This is a genomic window from Streptomyces sp. NPDC048417 (genome assembly GCF_040651615.1).
GTDB lineage: Bacteria > Actinomycetota > Actinomycetes > Streptomycetales > Streptomycetaceae > Streptomyces.
This window is the reverse complement of the sequence record NZ_JBEZKI010000003.1, coordinates 179,661-203,143: the sequence shown is the minus strand read 5'-3', so window position 1 is coordinate 203,143 and position 23,483 is coordinate 179,661. Positions and strand designations below refer to the sequence as shown.

Here is a 23,483-nt window from a genome sequence, read left to right as displayed (position 1 = left end):
CGACCGCCCCTACTACCCCCGCATCCCGCAGGTCCTCGATGTTCGGCTCGCTGAAGGTCAGGAACTACCGCCTGTTCTTCGCGGGCCAGGTCGTCTCCAACATCGGCACCTGGATGCAGCGCATCGCCCAGGACTGGCTGGTCCTCAGCCTCACCGGCTCCGCGACGGCCGTCGGCGTCACCACCGCCCTGCAGTTCCTGCCGATGCTGCTCTTCGGCCTCTACGGCGGGGTCCTCGTCGACCGGCTGAACAAGCGGCGCGCACTCTTCGTCACCCAGACGTCCATGGCCCTCACCGGCATCGCGCTCGCGCTGCTGACCCTCTCCGGCCATGTCCACGTCTGGCACGTCTACCTCGCCGCCTTCGTCGTCGGTCTCGCCACGGTCGTCGACAACCCGGCCCGCCAGTCCTTCGTCTCCGAGATGGTCGGCCCCGACCAGCTGCAGAACGCGGTCAGCCTCAACTCCGCGAACTTCCAGTCGGCCCGCCTGGTCGGCCCCGCCGTCGCCGGCCTGATGATCACCGGCGTCGGCACCGGCTATGCCTTCCTCTTCAACGGCCTGTCCTTCGTCGCCCCCATCGTCGGCCTGCTGCTGATGCGCGCGCGTGACCTGCACGCCGTGCGGCGGGCACCGAGAGGAAAGGGGCAGCTGCGGGAGGGCCTGCACTATGTGGCCGGCCGCCCCGACCTGACGTGGACGATCATCCTGGTCGGCTTCATCGGCACCTTCGGCTTCAACTTCCCCGTCTACCTCTCCGCCTTCGCGGACGACGTCTTCCACGCGGGCGCCGGCTCCTACAGCCTCTTCAACACCCTGATGGCGGTCGGCTCCCTGGCCGGCGCCCTGCTCGCGGCCAGACGCGGCACGGCCAAGCTGCGGGTGATGATCGCGGCGGCGGTCGTCTTCGGCGCACTGGAGCTGGTGGCCGCGACCGCCCCCTCCCTGTGGCTGTTCGCCCTCTTCATGGTCCCGATCGGCATGTTCGGCATGACGGTCAACGTCACCGCCAACACCACCGTCCAGATGGGCACCGACCCGGCCATGCGCGGCCGGGTGATGGCCCTGTACATGATGGTGTTCATGGGCGGCTCCCCCATCGGCGCACCCATCGCCGGCTGGATCACGGACGTCTACGGCGTCCGCGCCGGCCTGGCGGTGGGCGGTGCCATAGCCGCCGCGGCGGCCGTGGTGATCGGTCTGGTCCTGGCCCGCGTCGGCAACCTGCGCCTGTCGGTCGGCTGGCACGGCGGCCACCCGCGGGTGCGGTTCGTCCCGCGGGAGGAGCGGGAGGAACTGGCCGCGGCCGCGTGAGACACGTACAGATGCCGGCCAGGAGGGCGTACTACAGCCTCCGGGCCAGCACCTGTCCCGCCCAGCCGTTCCCGGCGGTGTAGGTCTCCGTGCGGACGAAGCCGTTGCCCTCGTAGTAGCGGACCAGCTTGCCGTCGGCGCCCGCGTAGCAGTCCACCCGCAGCAGCGAGACCCCGGCCCGCCGGGTCTCCTCGGCGGCATGCGCCAGCAGCGCGCTGCCCGCGCCGTGGCCCTTGAACCGGCGGTCGGAGGCCAGCCAGTGGATGTACCGTTCGGGCTCACCGGGCGGCGGGAGATGCGCCAGGTAGGCGCCGGGCGCGTCGGTGACCGTGAGCGTGGCGGCCGGCACCCCGCCGGTCTCGGCGATGTAGGTCACGCCCTCGTCCATGTAGTGGACGACCGACTCCACCGTCTTCTGGTTCTCCGACAGCGGCGTCGTCCCCCACTGCTCGGTCCGCCCCTGACTCACCAGCCACTCCACACAGCTGTCGAGCATCCCGAGTATCGCGGGAACGTCGTCCGGGCCGCCTTCTCTGATGGTGATCTGCATCTCCTCATGATGGCAGGGTGGTCCGCATGAGACTCTTCGCCGCCGTGCTGCCCCCGCCCGAGGTGGCCGCCGAACTCGCCACCGAAGTCGACCGGTTGAAGCGGCTGCCGGGCGCGGACGCGCTGCGCTGGACCGGCCGGCCCGGTTGGCCCCGTGGCGGAGCCACTGATTGGCACTTCACCCTCGCGTTCTACGGCGAGGTCGAGGACGGCGTCGTACCGGACCTGTCGGACCGGCTGGCCCGCGCGGCCCACCGCACGCCGCCCTTCCGGCTGTCCGTCGCCGGAGGCGGCCAGTTCGGCCACGGCCGGGCCCTGTGGGCGGGCGCCGACGGCGACCTGGAGACCCTGCGCCTGCTGGCCGACCGCGCGGAGGCGGCGGCCCGGAAGGCGGGCGTACCGATGGGGGAGCACCGCCGTTACAAGGCGCACCTGACGGTGGCGCGCAGCCGGGACGCGATGGAGGTACGGCCGTACGTCGAGCTGCTCGCGGAGTTCGCCGGCCGGACCTGGACGGTGGCGGAGCTGACGCTGGTGCGCAGCAACCTGCCGACGTCGGGGGTGCCGGGGGAGCAGCCGCGGTACGAGGTGGTCGCCCGCTGGGGGCTCGGGGCGGGCGGTTAGGCTCGTTGCCGTGGACCCGAAGACCCGGAACCGGATCATGGCCGGTGCGCTTGTGCTGTTGTTCGTGGTGGTCGCGGTGGCGTCGGCCATGAGGTGAGGGGCGGCCGGGGAACTGCGGCCGACGGTGTGGTGTCGGCTGCGGGCCGTCCGTGGCCGGTCGCGCAGTTCCCCGCGCCCCTGCGGGGCGCTGGCCCCTATGGGGCGTTGCCCTCTGCGGGGCGCTGGCCCCTACCGGGGCGTTGCCCCTGACGTCGGCTACCAGGCGAAGGCCTCCGGAGAAGGACCCGGACCCGGGAAGATCTCGTCCAGCCCCGCCAGCAGTTCCTCGCTCAGCTCCAGCTCGACGGCCCTCAGCGCCGACTCCAGCTGCTCGCCGGTGCGCGGGCCGACGATCGGACCCGTCACCCCCGGACGCGTGAGCAGCCAGGCCAGCGCGGCCTCGCCCGGCTCCACGCCGTGCTTGTCGAGCAGGTCCTCGTACGCCTGGATCTGGGCGCGAACGGTGGTGTTGGCGAGGGAGTCGGCGGCCCGGCCACTGGCCCGGCGCCCGCCCGTCACCTCCTTCTTGAGCACACCGCCGAGCAGCCCGCCCTGCAGCGGCGACCAGGGGATGACCCCGAGGCCGTAGTCCTGCGCGGCCGGGATGACCTCCATCTCGGCGCGCCGCTCGGCGAGGTTGTAGAGGCACTGCTCGCTCACGAGGCCGATGGTGCCGCCGCGCCGGGCGGCGATCTCGTTGGCCTGGGCGATCTTGTAGCCGGGGAAGTTGGAGGACCCGACGTACAGGATCTTGCCCTGCGCGATGAGGGTGTCGATCGCCTGCCAGATCTCCTCGAAGGGGGTCCGGCGGTCGATGTGGTGGAACTGGTAGACGTCGATGTAGTCGGTCCCCAGCCGCTTCAGGCTGGCGTCGACGGCCCGCCGGATGTTGACGGCGGACAGCTTGTCGTGGTTGGGCCAGGCGTCACCGTCGGCGGCCATGTTGCCGTACACCTTGGTGGCGAGCACGACCTTGTCGCGGTGCGCGGCGCTCTTGGCGAACCAACTGCCGATGATCTCCTCGGTCCGCCCCTTGTTGTCACCCCAGCCATACACGTTGGCGGTGTCGAAGAAGTTGATGCCGGCGTCCAGCGCCGCGTCCATGATCGCGTGACTGCCGGCCTCGTCTGTCTGCGGGCCGAAGTTCATGGTGCCGAGGACGAGTCGGCTGACCTTGAGTCCGGTACGTCCGAGCTGCGTGTACTTCATGGTCACCCAGCCAACGGCGTGGAGTGCGCTCTAGGCAAGGACTTTCGGGTCGGTCGGCCCGGGGTTCTTCAGAGGAAGACGCGCGCGATGTCGAGCCACTTGTCCGCGTCCTCGCCGACCGCCCTGAGGTCGGTCTCGGCTCGGGACCTGCGTCGGGTGACCCGGAGGCAGAAGTCGAGGGCAGGGCCCTGCACCCGTTGCGTCGCGTTCTCCGGGCCCCAGGCCCAGGTCTGACCGCCGGGACCGGTCAGCTCGACGCGGAACGGCTCCGCCGGACCGGGCAGCTGTGCGGCGTGGAAGGACAGCTCCCGTCCGGTCACGCCCAGGGCGGCCACCTGCCTGAGCCGGTCCGTCGGGCGACGTGACACACCGAGCGAATCGAAGACGTCCTGCCCGTGGGCCCACGTCTCCATCAGCCGAAGCGGTGTCATGAGCGCCGCGGTCAGCTGCGAGCCGTACCAGGGAAACCCCTGATCCCGGGGTACGTCACGGAGCGCCGCCGCCACCTCGGTCCGGCCCGCGCGCCAGCGGGCCAGCAGTGCCGACCGTGGTTCGGCCGCACCCGCGGCGGCGTCGAGATCGGCGTACCGGGCGCCCGCGGCTTCGGCCTGCTTCAGTACGGCGCCGAACGCCTCCGGGGTCCGTATGGCGATGACCACGTTGGCGTCGGCTGCAGCGAGATGTGCTATCTGGTGGGCGATCGTCCACCCCGCGGCCGGTGTGGGTCTGGTCCAGTCCGGATGCGCCGACACCAGGGCGTCGAGCTCATCCCCTTCGGCCACCAGGTCGGGGACCGCGAGGTCGCCCTCCAGAACGGAGATGTCGAGGCCGTAGTTCAGCATCCGCAATCACCTTCGCACGCGTTGACGGCAGGCACAGCCGAGGGGAGCCGATCCACGCCCGACCCGAGCCGAACGTACCTGCGGCAACGGCTCAACTCCGGTGCGTGGAGGGTCAGTCGGTCGGGAACTCGGCGGTCTTCAGGGTGAGACCGACGACGGTGGCCGTGAGGTCCGCCTCGTCGCCGAAGTCGACCTTCGTCTCGGTCGCGTAGTCGTCGCCCTTGGGGTTGGTGTAGATGTGGCAGCGGCGCTGGTAGGGGTCGGCGATCAGGTAGACGGGGACCTCGGCCTGGGCGTAGGCGGTCTTCTTCAGGCCGTAGTCGTTGGCCGCCGTGCCCCGCGAGATGACCTCGGCGACGAACTCGACGTCCTGGTAACGCCAGAGCCCCTTCCCGTTCTTCACCGCCTCCTCGGCCATCACCGTCACGTCGGACGCGAACCCGTTCAGATGCCCCGGGTAGTCGACACGGACGTCGGACTTGACCCGCTTCCGGGGGTACTTGGTCCGCAACTGCTCGACGATGTCCAGGATGATCTCCCAGTGGGTGTCCCGCTGCGGTGCCATGAAGACGATCCCCTCGACGATCTCGACCTTGTATCCCTCGGGGGCGGGCATCTTCTCGATCCGCTCGAACAGCTCGTCGAGCGTGATCTCGTCGTCGCTCTGGGCCATCGCGATCCTGTCTTCGAGGACGGTCATCCTGGCGCTCCTCCCCGGCCGCCTTCGTGCGAGTGCGGCCGCGCGGTTCAACGATACGCACGGTGACCGGGCAACGGCGGAATTCGGTCAGTCCGTTCCGGCCTCGTACTCCTCGCCCAGGTCCCACCCCTGCCACATCGCCTCCGCGAACGCCTCGGCGATGCGGTGTTCGCCGTTCGCGTTGGGGTGGGTGCCGTCGTAGGTGTCCGTGTCGATGTCGTACGACGGCGGGGGCGAGGCCAGCAGCAGCGGGGAGCGGGGCTCGTCCAGGTCGGCGACCGTCTTCGCCAGCAGCTCGTTGAAGAGGTTCACCTGCTCCGCGAACTGCGGGTCCGACGCGGCCCGGATGTTCGGGATCACCGGCAGCACCACCATGCGGATGCGCGGGTTGGCCTCCCGCGCGGCCGCGACGAAGGACCGTGCGTTCGCCGCCGTCTGCTCCGCGTTGGTGTAGAAGCCCAGGTCGATCAGGCCGAGGGAGACCAGCAGGACGTCGGCGCGGTAGGACCGCACCGCCTCCCCGACCAGCGGGGCCATGTGCAGCCAGCCCTCGCCCCAGCCGGCCAGGTGGGCGTGGGGGAAGTCGGGATCGGCGTAGGTGTAGGACACGGGCCCGTCGGCGAGCTTGTCGTACAGCGTCTCGCGCGGGCCGACCAGGGTGAAGGGGCCGCCGTAGGTCGCGCACAGGTGCTGCCACATGCGGTACCGCCAGGTGTGTTCGCCCGTGCTGCCGATGGTCATCGAGTCCCCGACGGGCATGAACCTGAGCATCCGCTCATGATGGACGATCAGCGGGAGCGGTGGGGTGTGAGGACCGCCACGTCACCCAGGGGCCCCGGGCCGTGAAACACAGTGCGGGATGGCAGGCTTGGGCCCATGCGCCGACGATCGTTCGCCCTTCTCGCCGGGGTCCTGCTCACCGGGGCCCTCGCCGCCGCACCCGCCTCCGCCGCCGACGGCGCAGGTGACAAGGGGTTCACGATCACGGACCCGCGCATCACCGAGTCCAGCGGTCTCGCCGCCTCCCATCTGCACCCCGGCATCTACTGGACCCACAACGACAGCGACGACGGCCCGTACATCTACGCCGTCGACAGTGCGACCGGGAAGACCGTGGCGACCGTCACGCTCAGTGGTATCGGCAGGCCCCGTGACGTCGAGGCCATCTCCATCGGCCCGGACAACCAGATCTACGTCGGTGACATCGGCGACAACCTCGACGGCAGCTGGCCGTACGTGTGGATCTACCGGTTGCCCGAGCCGAAGGCCCTGGAGAACCAGACGATCAGGGCCACGCAGTACATCGTCAAGTACGCGAACGGCGCCCGGAACGCCGAGTCGCTCGTCGTCCACCCCAAGACCGGGCGCGTGTACATCATCGACAAGAAGGAGGACGGCGGGCACCTCTACGAGGGCCCGGCGACCCTGTCCTCCTCCGGCACCAACATCTTCAAGCCCGTCGCCACCGTCGACCTCTGGGCCACCGACGCCGCCTTCTCGCCCGACGGCAAGCAGCTCGCCGTACGCGGCTACCTCGGCGGCATCTACTACGACTGGAACGGCGGGAAGATCAAACGCGCGGGGCGGCTCGACGTGCCCCTCCAGAAGCAGGGCGAGTCGGTCAGCTACTCCGCCGACGGGACCAGGCTGATGTACGGCAGCGAGGGCTCCGACAGCCCGGTGCAGGCCGAGGACGTGCCGGGCGGGGCGGCCGGCACGTCGCCGTCCGGCAGCGGGAGTTCGGCCGCCGCCGGGGACAGCGGCAGTCCCGCGAGCGGCAAGGTCAAGGTCGGCGCCATCGCCGTCGGCGTCGTCGTGCTCGCCCTCTTCGGGCTGCGCCGGCTGCGGCGCACACCCACCCGCCGGCACTGACCCCGCGCCGGCGTCACCCTTGCCGCCGCCCTCCCGCGGTTCCGCTCGGTCCGCCCGCCGATCAGCGGCACCTTCGCCGGTCCCGGCGAGAACATCCGTATCAGGGACCGGCCGAGGAGGATCGCGGAGGGGCGTCGTACGTCTTGACGTGATGACGGTGTGTCAGTTTCCTGGGAGGTGCGCGGCACATGGGAGCGCTCCCACTCCGTTCCGGGCCGCGCTTCCCCAGTGGAACTCCGAGAGGAACAGGCACATGTTCCGCTTACGCACCCTGCGAAGAGCGCTCTGTGCTGCCGCCGCCGCGCTCCTCCTTCCCCTCGCCGGTGTGCACTCCGCGCACGCGGCGACCACCCCCGGGGCCGGCTACTGGCACACCAGCGGCCGGCAGATCCTGGACGCGGCCGGGCAGCCGGTCCGGATCGCCGGGATCAACTGGTTCGGGTTCGAGACCGCCAACTACGTGGTGCACGGCCTCTGGTCACGCGACTACAAGAGCATGATCGACCAGATGAGGTCGCTGGGCTACAACACCATCCGGCTGCCCTACAGCGACGACATCTTCAAGAGCACGACCGTCCCCAACAGCATCGACTTCAGCAACGGCAAGAACGCCGACCTCCAGGGGCTCGACCCGCTCCAGATCATGGACAGGATCGTGGCCTACGCAGGACGGGACGGCCTCAAGGTCATCCTGGACCGGCACCGCCCGGACGCCGGCGGCCAGTCGGCGCTCTGGTACACGTCCTCGGTCCCCGAGTCGACCTGGATCACCGACCTGAAGGCCCTGGCGGCGCGTTACGCGGCCGATCCCACCGTCGTCGGCATCGACCTCCACAACGAGCCCCACGATCCGGCCTGCTGGGGCTGCGGGGACACCACGATCGACTGGCGGCTCGCCGCCCAGCGCGCCGGGAACGCCGTGCTGTCCGTCAACCCCGACCTGCTGATCTTCGTCGAGGGCGTGCAGACGTACAACGGCGTCTCCGGCTGGTGGGGCGGCAACCTGATGGGGGCCGGGCAGTACCCGGTGCAGCTGAGCGTCGCCGGAAGAGTGGTGTACTCCGCCCACGACTACGCCACCAGCGTGGCCCAGCAGAGCTGGTTCAGCGATCCCACGTTCCCCGCCAACATGCCCGGGATCTGGGACAAGTACTGGGGCTACCTCTTCAAGCAGAACATCGCGCCGGTGTGGGTGGGCGAGTTCGGTACGACGCTCGCCTCGACCGTGGACCAGAAGTGGCTGGCCGCGCTGGTGAGTTATCTGCGGCCGACCGCGACGTACGGCGCGGACTCCTTCCAGTGGACCTTCTGGTCCTGGAACCCCGACTCCGGTGACACCGGCGGGATCCTGAAGGACGACTGGGTGACCGTGGACACGGTGAAGGACGGCTATCTGGCGAGCGTGAAGGCGCCGCTGTTCCCGGGCAGCGGGGGCGGGGGTGGCGGGGGTACGACGGCCACCTGTGCCGCCTCCTACGCCGTCAGCAGCGACTGGGGGAGCGGCTTCAACGCCGCTGTCACGGTCACCGACACCGGTACGACCGCGATCGGTTCGTGGACGGTGACCTGGACGTGGAGCGGCGCGCAGCAGGTGACCAACATGTGGAACGCGTCGTACACCCAGAGCGGCGGGATGGTCACCGCCGTGAACGCCGCGCACAACGGGACTGTCCCGGCGGGCGGTTCGGCGAGCTTCGGCTTCGGGGGCGCGCCGGGCGGCGGGGCCGTTCCGAGCGTGAGCTGTACGGCCGGATGAGCAAGGGCGCCCGGTGCCTGTCCGGCCACCGGGCGCCCTCCGCCGTCGTACGCGCTACAGCTTCTCGATCACGTAGTCGACGCACTTCGTCAGCGCCTCGACGTCGGCCGGGTCGATCGCCGGGAACATCGCGATGCGGAGCTGGTTGCGACCGAGCTTGCGGTAGGGCTCGGTGTCCACGATGCCGTTGGCGCGCAGCACCTTGGCGACGGCGGCCGCGTCGATCTCGTCGGCGAAGTCGATCGTGCCGATGACCTGCGAGCGCTGGGCCGGGTCGGCGACGAACGGGGTGGCGTACTTGCTCTCCTCGGCCCAGGTGTAGAGGCGGGTCGAGGAGTCCTTCGTGCGGCCGGTGGAGAAGGCGAGGCCGCCCTGGCCGTTCAGCCACTCCAGCTGCTGGTTGAGCAGGAAGAGAGTGGCGAGGGCGGGGGTGTTGTACGTCTGGTTCTTGCGGGAGTTGTCGATCGCCGTGGGGAGGCTGAAGAACTCCGGCACATGGCGGCCGGACGCGTGGATGCGCTCGGCGCGCTCGATCGCGGCCGGGGAGAAGACGCCGATCCACAGGCCGCCGTCGGAGGCGAAGGACTTCTGCGGGGCGAAGTAGTAGACGTCGGTCTCGCTGACGTCGACGGGGAGGCCGCCCGCGCCGGAGGTGGCGTCGACGAGCACGAGCGCGCCCTCGTCGGCCCCGGCGACCCGCTCGATGGGCATGGCGACACCGGTCGAGGTCTCGTTGTGCGTGAAGGCGTAGACGTCGACGCCGGCCTCGGCCCGCGGCTGCGGGTGGGTGCCCGGGTCGGAGGCGATGACGGTGGGTTCGGCCAGCCAGGGGGCGAGCCCCGCGGCCTTGGCGAACTTGGACGAGAACTCGCCGAAGTTCAGGTGCTGCGACTTGGCGTCGATCAGACCGTGGGTGGCGACGTCCCAGAAGGCGGTGGATCCGCCGTTGCCGAGGACGACCTCGTAGCCGTCCGGGAGGGAGAACAGGGAGCTGATGCCCTCGCGGACCTGGCCGACCAGGTTCTTCACCGGGGCCTGGCGGTGGGAGGTGCCCATGAGAGAGGTACCGGTGGCGGCGAGCGCGTCCAGTGCCTCCGTCCGCACCTTGGAGGGGCCCGCGCCGAAGCGTCCGTCGGCGGGCTTGATGTCAGCGGGGATCTGGATGTCAGCCACGGGGCGAGCGTAGTCGTTGGAGGAAACGTGGTCGAAATGTAGTCCGTCGGGTGAGACGGGCGGGTGAGACGGGCGGGTGAGACGGGCGGGTGTGCGGGCGTGCGGCGGCCGGGTGACGGACCGGTTCCTGCCCCGGCGCCGCCAAGTGGCGGCCGTCCGAGGCGGTTCCGCGGCCGTCGTCCCGCGTCACCGTCGGTGCCGGCGGGCAGACTGGGAGGCATGGTCGATCTGGAGGCTGAGCTGCGCAGGGCCGTCCGGGGCGAGGTGGGGTTCGACGTCACGTCGCGGGCGCTGGTCACCATGGACGCGTCCAACTACCGGCGGGTCCCGACGGGGGTGGTGGCCCCTCGGGACTCGGCCGACGTGGCGGCCGTACTGGAGGTGTGCCGCGCCCACGGGGTGCCGGTGGTCGCCCGGGGCGGCGGCACGTCGATCGCCGGGCAGGCCACCGGCACCGGCGTGGTGCTGGACTTCACCCGCCACATGAACCGTCTGCTCGACCTGGATCCGGCCACCCGTACGGCCGTCGTCCAGCCGGGTCTGGTCCTGGACCGGCTCCAGGAGGCCGCCGCCCCGCACGGTCTGCGGTTCGGCCCGGACCCCTCCACACACAGCCGCTGCACGCTCGGTGGAATGATCGGCAACAACTCGTGCGGCGCGCACAGCGTGGCCTGGGGCACCACGGCGGACAGCGTCCTGGAGCTGGACGTGCTCACCGCGCGGGGCGGGCGGCTGCGGCTGGGGCAGGACTGGGCCGGGGCGCCGGAGGGCCTGCGCGAGCTGGTGGCCGGGGAGCTGGCCCGCCTGCGCACCGGCTTCCCCGACCTGCCCCGCCGTATCTCCGGGTACGCCCTGGACGCGCTGCTCCCCGAGCGGGGCGCCGACGTGGCCCGCGCCTTCTGCGGCAGCGAGGGCACGCTGGGGATCCTCACGGAGGCGACCGTCCGCCTCGTCGAGTCACCCCGCGCGCGTGCGCTGGCGGTGCTCGGGTACGCCGACGAGAGCGCGGCCGCGGAGGCGGCGGCCGGGCTGCTCGCCGCCGCCCCGCTGACGGTGGAGGGCATGGCCGCCGACCTGGTGCGGTCCCCGGCCGGACTGCCACGCGGTGGCGCCTGGCTGTTCGTGGAGACGGGCGGGGAGTCGGCCGCGCAGGCTCGCGCGCGTGCGGAGGCGGTCGTCCGCGCGGCGGACGTCCTCGACGCGCTGGTCGTCACCGACCCGGCCGGGCAGCGCGCGCTCTGGCGCATCCGCGAGGACGCCTCCGGTACGGCGACCCGGATGCCCGACGGCAGCGAGGCCTGGCCCGGCTGGGAGGACTGCGCGGTACCGCCGGCCCGGCTGGGCGGCTACCTGCGGGACTTCAGAGGCCTGCTGTCCGCCCATGGCCTGCGGGGCACCCCCTACGGCCACTTCGGCGACGGCTGCATCCACGTCCGTATCGACTTCGACCTGCTCAGCGCGGCCGGCGTGGCCCGCTTCCGCCGCTTCTCGCAGGAGCTCGCCGACCTCGTCGTCACCCACGGCGGCTCGCTCTCCGGGGAGCACGGGGACGGCCAGGCGAGGGCGGAACTGCTGCCGAGGATGTACGGCGCGGAGATGGTGGCCCTGTTCGAGCGTGCGAAGGGGATCTGGGACCCCGACGACCTCCTCAACCCCGGCATGCTGGTCAGGCCCGCCCCTCTGGACACCAACCTCCGCTTCGCCGTCCTCCCCCGCGAGCCGCTGCCGGTGGCCTTCGGCTACCCCTCCGACCACGGCGACTTCTCCGCGGCCGTCCGCCGCTGCGTGGGCGTCGCGAAGTGCCGTACGACCGAGGTGTCCGGCGCGTCCGTGATGTGCCCGTCCTTCCGGGCGACCGGCGAGGAGGAGCACTCGACGCGCGGCCGGGCCCGGCTGCTGCACGAGATGCTGGCGGGCGAACTGGTGACGGACGGCTGGCAGTCGACGCAGGTCCGGGACGCGCTGGACCTGTGTCTGTCCTGCAAGGGCTGCCGGTCGGACTGCCCGGTGGGGGTGGACATGGCCACGTACAAGGCGGAGTTCCTGCACCACCACTACGCGGGCCGCCGCCGTCCTTCGTCGCACTACAGCATGGGCCGGCTGCCGCGCTGGCTGCGCCTGGTGGCCCGCACGCGCACGGCGGGGCTGGTCAACGCGCTCGCCGCGGTACGCCCGCTGGCCGCGCTGGCCAAACGTGTCGGCGGTATCGCACCGGAGCGGCGGATCCCGCGCCTGGCGAGGGAGCCGTTCAGCCGGTGGCTGCGGCGACGGCAGCGCAGGCGCCTGCGGGGCTGGATGGCGGACGCGCGGGCGGGGCGCCGGCCGGACTTCCCGGCGCGGATGGTCTTCCTCTGGCCGGACACGTTCACGGAGCACCTGTCACCGTCCGTGGGCCGGGCGGCCGTTCGGGTGCTGGAGGCGGCGGGAGTGGGCGTGGCGGAACTCCCGGCGCGGCCGTGGCGGCTGCGGCGGTCGGCCGACGGTGAGGTGGCGAGCGTCGGCATGTCCGCTCGCCGGCCCCGCCGGCCCTCCCGCGCGTGCTGCGGGTTGACATACATCTCGACGGGCCAACTGGACGAGGCACGTGCGGTGTTGCGGCGCACGCTCGACCTGCTGGGCCCCTTCGTACTGCCGGAACTGGCCGACGTGGAGGACTCGCCCCTCTTCGTCGTCCTGGAACCCAGCTGCGCCGCGGCCCTCCGCGCGGACCTGCCGGAACTCCTCCCGGACGACCCGCGCGCGGCCCGTCTGGCGGGGTCGGTGATCACCTTCGCGGAGGCCCTGGACCGCCTGGCCCCCGGCTGGACCCCTCCCCGCCTGAACCGCCAGGTCACCGGCCAGACCCACTGCCACCAGCACGCGGTACTGGGCGACACCGCCGACCGGCGGCTCCGCGAGGCCGCCGCCCTCACCGGAGAGCTGGCTGGCGGTTGCTGCGGCCTGGCGGGCAACTTCGGCTTCGAGAAAGGCCACTTCGAGGTGTCGAGGGCGTGCGCGGAGGAGCAGCTGCTGCCGGCGGTGGCCGAGGCGCCGAAGGACACGGTGATCCTGGCGGACGGCTACTCCTGCCGCACCCAGCTGGAACAGCTGGCGGGGGTGCGGGGGAGGCATCTGGCGGAGGTGCTGGCTGAGGGGCTGGAATCGGAAGGGGGGCTGGAATCGGAAGGGGAGGAGAAGAGGACTGGGAGGAGGACCGGGAAGAGGGCCGGGAAGAGGCACGAGAAGTGGGACGAGACGTAGGACTGGAAGCAGGACGAGGAGAGGGGCGGGAAGTGACCGTGAGTGAGGCCGAGTTGAACCGGGTGGCGGTCCTCTCCGACATCCACGGGGTGTTGCCGGCGCTGGAGGCGGTCCTCGCGGAGCCGGACGTGTGCGCGGCCGACCGCATCGTCCTCACCGGCGACATCACGGCGGGCCCGCAACCGGGCCGGGTGATCGAGGTACTGCGCGAGCTGGGCGACCGGGTGGTGTGGGTGTCGGGAAACGCGGACCGGGAGCTGGTGGAGTACCGCAGGGGCGAACGCGCCGGAATCCCGGACCCGATCGGCCCGTTCGCGGCGAACGCGCTCACCTCCGAACAGGTCGACTTCCTCGCCGCGCTCCCCAGGACGGCCACCCTCACGGTCCGAGGCCTGGGCCGGGTCCTGTTCTGTCACGCGACGCCCCGTGACGACGAGGAGATCGTCCTGGTCGACTCCTCGTCGGACCGCTGGGCGGAGGTGTTCACCGGCATCGACCCCGCCGTCACCACAGTCGTCTGCGGCCACACCCACATGCCGTACACCCGCCTCGCCCACGGCCGTCTGGTCGTCAACCCCGGCAGCGTGGGCATGCCCTACGGCCGTCCGGGCGCGCACTGGTGCCTCCTGGGCCCCGGGACCGACCTGCGCGTGACGTCGTACGACATCCCGGCGGCGGTGGCCCGGCTGCGCGCCGAGTGCGCGTACCCGGACATCGAGGAGTGGGCGGACTGCTACCTCAACTCCCGGGTGACCGACACGGAGGCGCTCACGGTGTTCGGGCCGGGTGACGGGAGGGCGGCGGCCACCGGGGCACCGTAGCGGCGGGCGCGGCTCAGGGCGCGGCCGGGCCGCCCGTGCCGGAGCGGTGGTGCGGGTTTCCGCGACACGCGGTCCCCGGGCGGCGTGGGGAAAGCGACCGCTCGGGGTGCGTCTGTTGTCCTTGACGGAATGACCGGTTTCGCAGTCCGAGGAGATTTCCGCCGATGACAGCAGCCCTTCACCTTCGGACGATCACCCGTGCCGAACACCTCGCCTTCGTGGGTTCCCGGCCGTCCGTCAGCCATATGCAGGTGCCGTCCTGGGGGGACGTGAAGCCCGACTGGCGGGCGGAGAGCCTGGGCTGGTTCGACGCGGAGGGGCGGATCGTCGGGGCCGGGCTGGTGTTGTTGCGGGCGTTGCCCAAGGTGAGGCGGTATCTCGCCTATCTGCCGGAGGGGCCCGTCATCGACTGGCACGACCCGGCGCTGGAGCGCTGGCTCGATCCGCTGCCGGCGTACCTGAAGGGGCGCGGGGCCTTCACGGTGAAGATGGGGCCGCCGGTCGTCGTACGACGGTGGAGCGCGGAGGCGGTGAAGGAGGCGATCGCCGACCCCGCCGCCCGGCGGCTGCGGGACGCCGGGGCGACCTCGGAGGAACCCCGCGCCCTCGAACTCGGCGACCGGCTGCGCCGGATGGGGTGGCGGCAGGCGGAGGCCGGCGGGGAGGAGGGGTTCGCGGCCGGGCAGCCCCGGTACGTGTTCCAGGTGCCGTTCGCCGGACGGCCGTTGGAGGACATCCAGCGCGGGCTCAACCAGCAGTGGCGGCGCAATGTGAAGAAGGCCGAGAAGGCGGGGGTCAAGGTGGTCCGGGGCGGCTACGAGGACCTGCCCGCCTTCTACACGCTGTACGCCGAGACCGCCGAGCGCGACCGCTTCATCGCGCGCCCGCTCTCCTACTTCCAGCGCATGTGGACCGCCCTCACCGCCGAACACCCCGACCGTATGCGCCTCTACCTCGCCCACCACGAGGGCGAGGTCCTCGCCGCCGCGACCATGCTCACCGTCGGCCGGCACGTCTGGTACTCCTACGGCGCCTCCACCGGCCGCAGGCGCGAGGTCCAGCCCAACAACGCCATCCAGTGGCGGATGATGTGCGACGCCCACGAACTCGGCGCCGCCGTATACGACTTCAGGGGCATCACCGACACCCTGGAGGAGTCCGACCACCTGCTGGGGCTGCTCCGCTTCAAGGTCGGCACCGGCGGGGAGGCCGTCGAGTACCTGGGCGAGTGGGACTTTCCGCTCAACAAGCTGCTCCACAAGGCGTTCGACGTGTACATGGCCCGCCGGTGACGCCTCCGCGGCGGCGCGGCTGCCGCGCTTCATAAGCCGGCTCTCAGGTTCATAAGAGAACTCTCAGGTTCGGGGTCGTTATACAGCTGTTACCCAGGTATTCACAGCACCTGTTTGCCGTTCGGAAGCCGACTTTGCTGTTCCTTGAGATCCGGGCCGTGTAAGTTCATCGGTGTCGGGCGGCGGGGATTGCCGAGGATGACGATCCGAAATCCCCGTACGTTGCCCAAGAGAATTCTCGCGCCATCCTGCACCACTTGCACTTCGAACTCTCAAGGAGTCGGAATGAGCCTCAAGAAGCTCGCCCCGCTGCCCCCCAAGCACAAGAAGCAGCTGCCCCCGCCGCCCCCGCCGAAGCCGAAGAAGAAGGCCCACAAGCCGCTTCCGAAGCCGATCCCCGGCCAGGACGACTGAGTCAGCAGTAAAGAGGACCGACGGTTCGCCGTCGGTCCTTTTTCGCTCCTGAATTCCCGTAATTCAAGCGTCGGAGAGCGGAGTAGTGAGAAATGCGCGCAAAGGAGAGTGAAGGCACGGAATACGAGTACGAAGCCGGCGCCTCGAAATACGAGGGCGAAGGCGAGTACGACGAGGACGCGTACGACGAGGACGACGAGTACACGCCCGTCATCCCGGCCCGCACCGCCTTCCGCCGCTTCTGGCCGCTGACCCGGGGCCTGCGCGGCTGGCTGGTGATCGTCTGGGTGTGCACGGTGATCGCCGCGCTCGCCGAGACCGAGGCCATCCTGCTCTTCAGCGACCTCACCGACCACGCTCTGCAGAAGGGTTCGCTGAGCGCCTTCTGGAGCCCGGCCGGACAGTGGCTGGGCATCGCGATCGTCGGCGCGATCGTCGCGTACGCCGGCAACTCCATCGCCGCCTGGGTCACCGAACGTTTCGTCATGCGGCTGCGCGAGCACGTCTTCGACCACGTCCAGCAGCTGCCCCCGCACTTCTTCCAGCGCCACCGCCAGGGCGACCTGCTCTCCCGCCTGACCAGCGACGTCGAGGCCATCGAGACCATGGTGGTGTCCGGGCTCGTCGGCGCCGCGTCGGCCCTGTTCAGCGCCCTGTTCTACGCGGCCGCCGCGTTCTGGCTGCGCTGGGACCTGGCCGCCGCCACCTTCGTCCTCGCCCCGCTGTTCTGGCTGGCCGCCCGCCGGTTCTCCGGCTCCATCAAGGACGTGTCCCGGGAGGGCCGGGTCGCCGACGGCGCGATCACCTCCGTGGTCGAGGAGTCCCTCGGCAACATCGTGCTGACCCAGGCGTACGACCGCCGTGACGCCGAGCGCCGCCGCCTGAACGAGGAGGCGAGCGCCTGGTTCCGCGCCTCCGTCCGCTCCACCCGCCTCAACGAGGCCTACGAGCAGCTCGTCCAGGTCATCGAGACGATCTGCGTCCTCGCCGTGATCGGCATCGGCGCCTGGGAGATCTCCACCGGCCGGATGACCCTCGGTCAGCTCCTCGCCTTCTCCGCCTTCCTCGGCTACCTCTACCCGCCCGTGCGCGGCCTCGCCCAGCTCGGCCTCACCGTCACCGCCGCCACGGCCGGCGCGGAACGGCTGATCGAGATCCTCGACGTGCGGCCGTCGGTCACCGACCCCCGCCGCGGCACCGGCACCGACACCGGCCGCCCCGACGGCACCGTCGAACTCCGCGACGTCGGCTTCCGCTACCCCGGAGCCGACAAGGCCGCCCTGGAGGGCCTCTCCTGCACGGTCAGCCCCGGCGAACTCGTGATCATCACCGGGCCCAGCGGCGCCGGCAAGTCCACCGTCTCCAAGATGCTGCTCCGCTTCTACGACCCCGACAGCGGCGAGATCCTCCTCGACGGCGTCCCGATCCGCGACTTCCCCCTCGCCAGGCTGCGCGAGTACATCACCCTGCTCCCGCAGGAGACCCTCGTCCTGCACGACACCGTCCGCGCCAACATCGCCTGCGGCCGCCCCGGAGCCAGCGAGCAGGCCATCGAGGAGGCCGCCAGGGCCGCCGACGCGCACGACTTCATCGTCCGGCTCCCCGACGGCTACGACACCAAGGTCGACCCCAACTCGGCCCGGCTCTCCGGCGGTCAGCTCCAGCGCCTGGCCATCGCCCGGGCGATCCTGCGCGACGCGCCCGTCCTCGTCCTCGACGAGCCGACCACCGGCCTGGACGCGATGGCCGCGCGCCGCGTCGTCAAGCCACTGCGGCGCCTGATGACCGGCCGTACGACCATCATGATCACCCACGACCTCAACCTCGCCCCCGACGCCGACCGCATCCTCGTCGTCGACCGCGGCCGCATCGTCGAGACCGGCCGCCACGACGAACTCCTCGCCCGCGGCGGCGCCTACTCCCGGCTGCACCGCTCCCAGAACAACGCGGTGATGGACACCGGCGAACTACGACTGCCGCTGTTCGCGGAACAGGGCGGCGCCGCACCGGCGGCAGGGGCCGTGGGGGTGGGAGTGGGGGTGGGGGTGCCGCCCCAGGCCTCCTACACGGGCGCGCAAGGCGACGGGTACGCCTACCAGCAGCCGTACGGGAACGTGTACGACCACGACGTGTACGCGGCCGCGGGACTATGGCCCCAACCCATGTACGAGGCCCACATGGAGACGTACGCGGAGGCCGACTACGGGACGAACGTGCCCACCACACTCCCCGACGGCCGCCCCCTGTTCCGCGACGAGGAGCCGTGGCCGGGGATCTGAGCCGCCGCCCCGGACACCCCGCGACTCTGGTGAGTGAAGACGTCGTCCGGCGCGCCGTGGCCTGAATGCGGCATGGTGACGCGAACTGGCCGGTCAGGGCGGGACCACCGCCTGCAAGCCGTCTTCCGGACTCCTCTCAGTTGCCGTTCTTTCACCTGAACTCCACATTCTGTCGTGACCATGATTAGAACCTTGGTTCGAGTTCGGCTGCGGCAGAACCCTCCTGGGTTGCCAAGTGGGCGACGGGGGGCTTGTTGCCGCAGGTGGGGGGATTTCGTCTTGCGTGACACGTGTTGGTCTCGTGCCGCGCGCCCGCACGGGCCTCTTGTCCGCCTCCGTCATGGAGAAGGGCACTTCCTTGCGATTCAGACGTCCGTACAGACCCTTTCACCGCTCTCCGGCAGCGGAGCCGGAGCCGACTTCGGGCGCCTCACCCGGTAGCCGGCGCGCGCGCCGCCGCCGCGTCAACAGCTCTCTCGTTCCGCTGGTCGTCATCACCGCGGTTCTCGGGGGACTGCTGGGCGGCAGCCCCGCACCGAAGGTGTCCGCCCTGTCGGAGGTGGCGGACAGCTACGACGGCTTCGACGCCGCGGCGGCCGAGCAACTGCGCCAGGACCAGTGCCTGATGGCCGACGCGCTGCGGATCGGCGGCACCTCCACGGTGCCGCTGGCGCAGAACGCGCTGAACCAGAACGCCGATCAACTGCACACCGCCGCCGACCGGGACTACTGGGACGGCACGCCGCTGTCGACCGCGTTCCAGCAGGACCGGGACGCCATCGACGGGGCGAGCGATGTGCTGCCCACCCGGCTCGCGGCCTGGCAGGCACCGCTCAGCGGCCTGTCCTTCCCCGGCAACTTCGCCACCGACGCCGAGTTCTACTGGCCGCCGGGGGTCCCCGACACCACCGACGACTTCTTCAACCAGGTGGGCTACGGGAAGTGGCTCGGCGAGCAGTGGTGGAAGTCCGAGGGCGACCTCTACAAGGACCCCACCGCGCAGGCCGACGACGCCACCGTCCAGGCGGTGAAGGATCTGGGGACACCCCTGTACGGGAGCGTTGACCCGTCGCTGCCCACGCAGGAGTGGCAGCAGGCGTATGCCGAGCACCAGGCGTTCGACAGGCTGGTGAACTGGTCCACGCAGCCGACGGGCGCGGACGACGCCCGGATGTTCCTGTCCTCCGGTGGTTTCCCGCGTACCGCTGCCGAACCGGGCAGCCTGGACTTCCGGATCGCTGTTGAGGACCTGAAGGCCCGGTTCTCGGCCTGTGCCTGGCGCAATCCGGTCGACCCGAACAAGGTCCTGGGGCAGGAGGTCGCCACCGCGTCGGCGGAGTGGCAGCAGGAACTGGCCGCCCAGGCCGTCCAGCGCAACCAGATCCTCGACGCCAACACCGCGGCCACCAAGGCGCTCACCACGACCGCGCAGGCGCTCGGTGAGATGCTCGGCCAGTCCTGGATCGCCGACCACCTGGCCCGCTGGCAGGACTACTGGTCCGCGGGGGGCGCCGGCTGGATCGGTGACAGCCCGATGGCCATCCACGTCCACGGGTCCTCCGACAAGTGCCTGGAGGTCGGCGGGAACTCGACCGCCAACGCCGCCATCGTGCAGATCTACACCTGCAACGGCGGCGCCGGCCAGCAGTGGCAGATCTCCGGCAACACGCTGGTCAACGTCAACTCCGGCAAGTGCCTGGTGCCGAAGGCCTCCGCGAGCGCGGACGGCACGGCGCTGGTGCAGGGCTCCTGCACCGTCAGCAGCACCAGTGCCAACCGGTGGAAGTACAACCCGCACGCCACCACGCCGCTGATGAACCTCGCCAACGGCAAGTGCCTGAACCTGCCGTCCTACGCCAACAGCCAGGACGCCACTCTGGCGGCCTGCTCCGGCGGTGCCTTCCAGAAGCTGGACATCGTCCCTGTCGGGCACAACGGCACCGACGACCTCGGCTACCCGACCTCGGCCCAGTTCCTCCAGGCATCCAAGGGCATCGCCACCGCCCAGTCCGCCGCGCAGACCCAGCTGACGCTGATCCAGAAGCAAGCACAGGCCGCCACCTCCGCCGTCACCAGCACCGACACCTCTCTCAACGCCGCCTACGCGATCGCCGACCAGGCGGGCGAGTCCCGGGGCCGGGGTCTGCTGGTCGGTCTGCAGAAGGCACAGGTGACCAAGGCGTCGGCGGCCGCGATCAACGCGATGCAGGCCGCCGCCCAGACCGCGCTCTCGGCGACCAAGGCGTCCGCGGCGGACAGCGCGACCATCGCCGCCCGCGCCGTGACCCAGGCCGCGGCCTCGACGGCGGCGTTCCGTAACGCGGCCGCTGAGGCGGCGAAGGAGCAGGCGAAGGCCGCCGCCGACGCCGCCGCCGTCCAGGCCGGCAACGCCAAGGCCGCCCGGGACACCGCCAAGGCCAAGCTGGCCGTGGCCGTACAGGCGGAGGCGGACGCGAAGGCCGCCGCGGCCACCGCGCACGCCCGTCGGCTGGACGCGGAGGCCGAGGAGGCCACCGCGAAGGCGGAGAAGGAGACCGCCGCCCAGAAGCAGGCCGAGGCAGCCGAACACAAGACCAACGCCCAGGACTACGCGAGCCAGGCGGAGGACGCCAAGGACAGGGCGGAGGCGGCCGACGCCACCGCCACCGAGAAGCGGCAGGCCGCCGAGACCGCCTCCGACAAGGCCAAGGACCTGCGCGACGACGCCTGGGACGCCAAGCAGAAAGCGGACGCTTCGCGCGCCAAGGCCGACGCCAAGGACGCATACGCCGACGCCGAGGAAAGCGAGGACGACGCCCAGGCGGCCCGGGACGCCGCCGACACCGCGGACGCCGCCGCCGACGACGCGGAGAGCGCCGCCGCCTCGGCCCGCTCGGAGGCGGACGCGGCCACCCAGGCCGCGGCCGACGCCGACGCGGCCGCCACCCGTGCGGAGTCCGCGGCCAAGCGGGCCCACTCCGACGCCGACGCCGCAAAGGCCGCCAAGGAGGACGCGGACGCCGCCGTCGCCACCGCGACCAGCGCCGCCGCCGATGCCATCGCCGCGTCCAAGACGGCCGCCACCGCCGCGAGCGCCGCGGTGAAACTCGCCGACGAGGCGGAGGCCCACGCCGCCGACGCCAAGTCACAGGCCGACGCGGCCAGCACGGCCGCCCAGACCGCGATCGCCGGCGCCAACGTCGCTTCCGGCCACGCCTACGCCGCCGCCCAGGCCGCCGTCGACGCCGGCAACGCCGCCCTCCAGGTGGCCGCTCCCGCCAACGACGCCGTCCAGCTCGGCGCCCCCTACGTCACCACCGATTCCGCCGCCGGCCTCGCCGTACTGACCGGGCAGTCGGCCAAGACGATCGCCGAGCAGCAGCAGGCCGTCGCCGAGGCCCACGCCCAGAACGCCCAGGAGGCCGCCGCCCAGGCAGCGAGCACCGCCAACGCGGCCACCGGCGACGCCAAGGCCGCCTACACCCTGGCCGCCGAAGCCGCCGGATACGCCGCCGACGCCCGCGCCTCCGCCAAGGAGGCCCTGGACTACTCCGCCGAAGCCGCCGGATACGCCTCCCAGGCCTCCCAGTCCGTCGCCCGCACCATCGCCTACGACAACCAAGCCACCGCCGACGCCCAGGCCGCCGACGACGCCGCCGGCCGCGCCGACGGCTACGCCACGCAGGCCCGCGACTCCGCCGACGCCGCCGCCCTCGATGCCGAAGCCGCCCGCACTGCCGCCAGCCAGGCGGAACAGGCAGCCGCGGACGCCCGGGCCGCCGCCAAGGACGCCGAGGCCCAGGCCACCGCCGCCGAAGAAGCCGCCAAGAACGCCCAGAAGTACGCCGAATCCGCCCAGCAGGCGGCGGACGAGGCCGAAAAGGCGGCGAACGCCCAGCAGATCGATACGGGCACCGTTCCCGACGAGACCGGTTCGTTGATCGGCGGCATGTTCTACGTCGTCGATCACTACGACAAGGTCGGCGAACCGCAGATCCTGTCGGAGACCGACGGCTGTGAGGGCTGGTTCGACCAGCTCTTCTACGACGGCGACTGCACCATCAAGGCAAAGATCGGGTACAAGGCCGTCCTCGATCTCTACCTGTGCACCTCCGACGCCGCGACCGCTTCGCAGTACACGTGTCCTTCCGACGCGACGGTCTACCTCGGCGAGTACTCGACCGATGAACAGTTCACCGAGGTCAGCCACACCATCACGATCGCCGAGTTCCAAGAGGACGTCGACCCGATCGACATTCTCTTCGGCAGCTGGATCCGATGCGCCCAGAAGGTAACCCCCGGCGGCGCGAGCGGAAGTCTGGGCGGCTGCGCCTGGGCCGCCGTAGACGTGGCGAGCCTCTTCGCCGGCAAGATCCTGCGCCCCATCGCGGACGCGATCCGCGCGGTGGACGCCTCCGCCAGGACCGGCATCGGTTTCGTCGAGGCGTGGCAGGGACTACGGGCGCTCGGCCTGTCCGAGGACGCCGTCACGGGTGTTGTCAGCAGGGCGTTCCAGCAGCTGAAGGCGCTCTGCCTGAAGGACAGTTTCCCTGCCGGAACGCCCGTACTGCTGGCAGACGGCACAACGAAGCCCATCGACGAGATCGGCGTCGGCGACGCGGTCCTAGCCGCCGACCCGGCCACGGACATCACGCGCTCGGCACCGGTCACTGCGACGTACGAGCATGCGGCGGACAAGCTCCTCGAGATCACACTCGCTGACGGCGGACAGATCCGGACCACACCTGGCCACCGTGTGTTCGTGCCGGACCGGGGCTGGGTCAAGGCCTCCGTACTTCGGGTGAGCGACTCTCTGCGCACCTCGTCCGGCGCGGTGGACGTGTCCAGCGTTCGCCCGGTGACCAAACGTCAGAACGTCTGGGACCTGAGCGTTGCCAATCTGCACACCTTCTACGTGCTGGCCGACGAGACTCCGGTACTCGTCCACAACGTCGGCTGCAGCGACTACATCGACGTCTACGCGAGTGGGCGCGGCATCGTCGCAAGCCTCGACAGCGATGGAATCATGACGCTCGCGATCGAGGCGGGCTCGGACACGCCCAGGGGCGGGGAGATGTTCAACGCCGCACTCGCCCACTTCGGCGACGCGGTCAAGGGAGTCAAGGGGTACTGGCAGGACGGCGGCACCCTCATTGACAACCTGGACTCCTTCAACGCGGCCGTACGGGGCGGCGCCACAGTGGAGGAGGCGGCACTGGCCACGTTCACCGGGAAGATGGCCTCCAGGGCGGGATATTCGACCGTTGAAATCACCGAGCTGCGCGGAATGCCCGGCGCCTACACCAATGTTGCGGCGCTATTCCGCTAGCAGCCAGGCTCGCGAAGTCCCATGACTGCGGCGCGTACTACGGTGGGCCCAC

Annotated in this window: 16 protein-coding genes; 10 read left to right on the top strand and 6 right to left on the bottom strand. The window is 71.1% G+C overall.

All coding sequences use genetic code 11. The features are described 5' to 3' along the window. Positions 1-38 precede the first annotated feature (38 nt). Positions 39-1,313 (top strand): MFS transporter, encoded by a 1,275-nt coding sequence (locus AB0D59_RS05845; RefSeq protein ID WP_362561252.1) that lies wholly within the window; start codon positions 39-41, stop codon positions 1,311-1,313. Between the two features lie 31 nt (positions 1,314-1,344). Here AB0D59_RS05845 and AB0D59_RS05840 read toward each other — a convergent pair whose 3' ends face one another. Continuing rightward, positions 1,345-1,863, bottom strand: coding sequence for a GNAT family N-acetyltransferase (locus AB0D59_RS05840; protein WP_362561249.1), 519 nt, complete (start codon positions 1,861-1,863; stop codon positions 1,345-1,347). 26 nt (positions 1,864-1,889) lie between these two features. Between AB0D59_RS05840 and thpR the strand changes: the two genes are divergently transcribed. Next, positions 1,890-2,486, top strand: coding sequence for an RNA 2',3'-cyclic phosphodiesterase (gene thpR / locus AB0D59_RS05835; protein WP_362561247.1), 597 nt, complete (start codon positions 1,890-1,892; stop codon positions 2,484-2,486). Between the two features lie 255 nt (positions 2,487-2,741). Here the strand turns inward: thpR and AB0D59_RS05830 are convergent, their stop codons facing one another. The 4 genes from AB0D59_RS05830 to AB0D59_RS05815 all read right to left on the bottom strand — a co-directional run bounded on the left by AB0D59_RS05830 (position 2,742) and on the right by AB0D59_RS05815 (position 6,047). Further along, the gene (locus AB0D59_RS05830; RefSeq protein ID WP_362561244.1) at positions 2,742-3,734 is read right to left on the bottom strand and encodes an aldo/keto reductase; all 993 of its coding nucleotides are present in this window, start codon (positions 3,732-3,734) and stop codon (positions 2,742-2,744) included. 68 nt (positions 3,735-3,802) lie between these two features. Continuing rightward, positions 3,803-4,576, bottom strand: a complete 774-nt coding sequence (locus AB0D59_RS05825; protein ID WP_362561242.1) for a TIGR03084 family metal-binding protein — start codon at positions 4,574-4,576, stop codon at positions 3,803-3,805. 112 nt (positions 4,577-4,688) lie between these two features. Continuing rightward, positions 4,689-5,276 carry a Uma2 family endonuclease gene (locus tag AB0D59_RS05820; protein WP_362561240.1) on the bottom strand — a complete coding sequence of 196 codons (588 nt, stop codon included), beginning with the start codon at positions 5,274-5,276 and terminating at the stop codon, positions 4,689-4,691. An 87-nt stretch (positions 5,277-5,363) separates the two neighbouring features. Further along, positions 5,364-6,047, bottom strand: a complete 684-nt coding sequence (locus tag AB0D59_RS05815; RefSeq protein ID WP_362561237.1) for an SGNH/GDSL hydrolase family protein — start codon at positions 6,045-6,047, stop codon at positions 5,364-5,366. 105 nt (positions 6,048-6,152) lie between these two features. Between AB0D59_RS05815 and AB0D59_RS05810 the strand changes: the two genes are divergently transcribed. Both AB0D59_RS05810 and AB0D59_RS05805 read left to right on the top strand, forming a co-directional pair. Next, positions 6,153-7,148 (top strand): WD40 repeat domain-containing protein, encoded by a 996-nt coding sequence (locus AB0D59_RS05810; protein ID WP_362561234.1) that lies wholly within the window; start codon positions 6,153-6,155, stop codon positions 7,146-7,148. 253 nt (positions 7,149-7,401) lie between these two features. Continuing rightward, on the top strand, positions 7,402-8,904 hold the full coding sequence (locus AB0D59_RS05805) for a cellulase family glycosylhydrolase (RefSeq protein ID WP_362561233.1): 1,503 nt from the start codon (positions 7,402-7,404) through the stop codon (positions 8,902-8,904). A 54-nt stretch (positions 8,905-8,958) separates the two neighbouring features. Here the strand turns inward: AB0D59_RS05805 and serC are convergent, their stop codons facing one another. After that, entirely contained in the window at positions 8,959-10,077 is a 1,119-nt protein-coding gene (gene serC, locus AB0D59_RS05800; protein WP_362561231.1) for a phosphoserine transaminase, read from the bottom strand. A 219-nt stretch (positions 10,078-10,296) separates the two neighbouring features. Between serC and AB0D59_RS05795 the strand changes: the two genes are divergently transcribed. The 6 genes from AB0D59_RS05795 (at position 10,297) to AB0D59_RS05770 (ending at position 23,431) form a co-directional block, all read left to right on the top strand. Continuing rightward, positions 10,297-13,317, top strand: coding sequence for an FAD-binding and (Fe-S)-binding domain-containing protein (locus AB0D59_RS05795; protein WP_362561230.1), 3,021 nt, complete (start codon positions 10,297-10,299; stop codon positions 13,315-13,317). Positions 13,318-13,349: 32 nt separating this feature from the next. Beyond that, the gene (locus tag AB0D59_RS05790; RefSeq protein WP_362561228.1) at positions 13,350-14,138 is read left to right on the top strand and encodes a metallophosphoesterase family protein; all 789 of its coding nucleotides are present in this window, start codon (positions 13,350-13,352) and stop codon (positions 14,136-14,138) included. Positions 14,139-14,302: 164 nt separating this feature from the next. Next, positions 14,303-15,430, top strand: a complete 1,128-nt coding sequence (locus AB0D59_RS05785; protein ID WP_362561226.1) for a peptidoglycan bridge formation glycyltransferase FemA/FemB family protein — start codon at positions 14,303-14,305, stop codon at positions 15,428-15,430. Positions 15,431-15,715: 285 nt separating this feature from the next. After that, positions 15,716-15,844, top strand: a complete 129-nt coding sequence (locus AB0D59_RS05780; RefSeq protein ID WP_362561224.1) for a hypothetical protein — start codon at positions 15,716-15,718, stop codon at positions 15,842-15,844. Between the two features lie 92 nt (positions 15,845-15,936). Beyond that, a complete protein-coding gene (locus AB0D59_RS05775) occupies positions 15,937-18,123 on the top strand; it encodes an ABC transporter ATP-binding protein (RefSeq protein ID WP_362561222.1) in 2,187 nt (728 codons plus the stop codon). A 541-nt stretch (positions 18,124-18,664) separates the two neighbouring features. Next, positions 18,665-23,431, top strand: coding sequence for a ricin-type beta-trefoil lectin domain protein (locus AB0D59_RS05770; RefSeq protein ID WP_362561221.1), 4,767 nt, complete (start codon positions 18,665-18,667; stop codon positions 23,429-23,431). The last annotated feature ends 52 nt before the right edge of the window (positions 23,432-23,483 follow it).

Bases quoted from the DNA above. Each gene is read 5' to 3' on its own strand.
- AB0D59_RS05845 (WP_362561252.1), top strand. From the start codon at position 39: ATGTTCGGCTCGCTGAAGGTCAGGAACTACCGCCTGTTCTTCGCGGGC.
- AB0D59_RS05840 (WP_362561249.1), bottom strand. From the start codon at position 1,863: ATGCAGATCACCATCAGAGAAGGCGGCCCGGACGACGTTCCCGCGATA.
- thpR (WP_362561247.1), top strand. From the start codon at position 1,890: ATGAGACTCTTCGCCGCCGTGCTGCCCCCGCCCGAGGTGGCCGCCGAA.
- AB0D59_RS05830 (WP_362561244.1), bottom strand. From the start codon at position 3,734: ATGAAGTACACGCAGCTCGGACGTACCGGACTCAAGGTCAGCCGACTC.
- AB0D59_RS05825 (WP_362561242.1), bottom strand. From the start codon at position 4,576: ATGCTGAACTACGGCCTCGACATCTCCGTTCTGGAGGGCGACCTCGCG.
- AB0D59_RS05820 (WP_362561240.1), bottom strand. From the start codon at position 5,276: ATGACCGTCCTCGAAGACAGGATCGCGATGGCCCAGAGCGACGACGAG.
- AB0D59_RS05815 (WP_362561237.1), bottom strand. From the start codon at position 6,047: ATGCTCAGGTTCATGCCCGTCGGGGACTCGATGACCATCGGCAGCACG.
- AB0D59_RS05810 (WP_362561234.1), top strand. From the start codon at position 6,153: ATGCGCCGACGATCGTTCGCCCTTCTCGCCGGGGTCCTGCTCACCGGG.
- AB0D59_RS05805 (WP_362561233.1), top strand. From the start codon at position 7,402: ATGTTCCGCTTACGCACCCTGCGAAGAGCGCTCTGTGCTGCCGCCGCC.
- AB0D59_RS05795 (WP_362561230.1), top strand. From the start codon at position 10,297: ATGGTCGATCTGGAGGCTGAGCTGCGCAGGGCCGTCCGGGGCGAGGTG.
- AB0D59_RS05785 (WP_362561226.1), top strand. From the start codon at position 14,303: ATGACAGCAGCCCTTCACCTTCGGACGATCACCCGTGCCGAACACCTC.
- AB0D59_RS05780 (WP_362561224.1), top strand. From the start codon at position 15,716: ATGAGCCTCAAGAAGCTCGCCCCGCTGCCCCCCAAGCACAAGAAGCAG.
- AB0D59_RS05775 (WP_362561222.1), top strand. From the start codon at position 15,937: ATGCGCGCAAAGGAGAGTGAAGGCACGGAATACGAGTACGAAGCCGGC.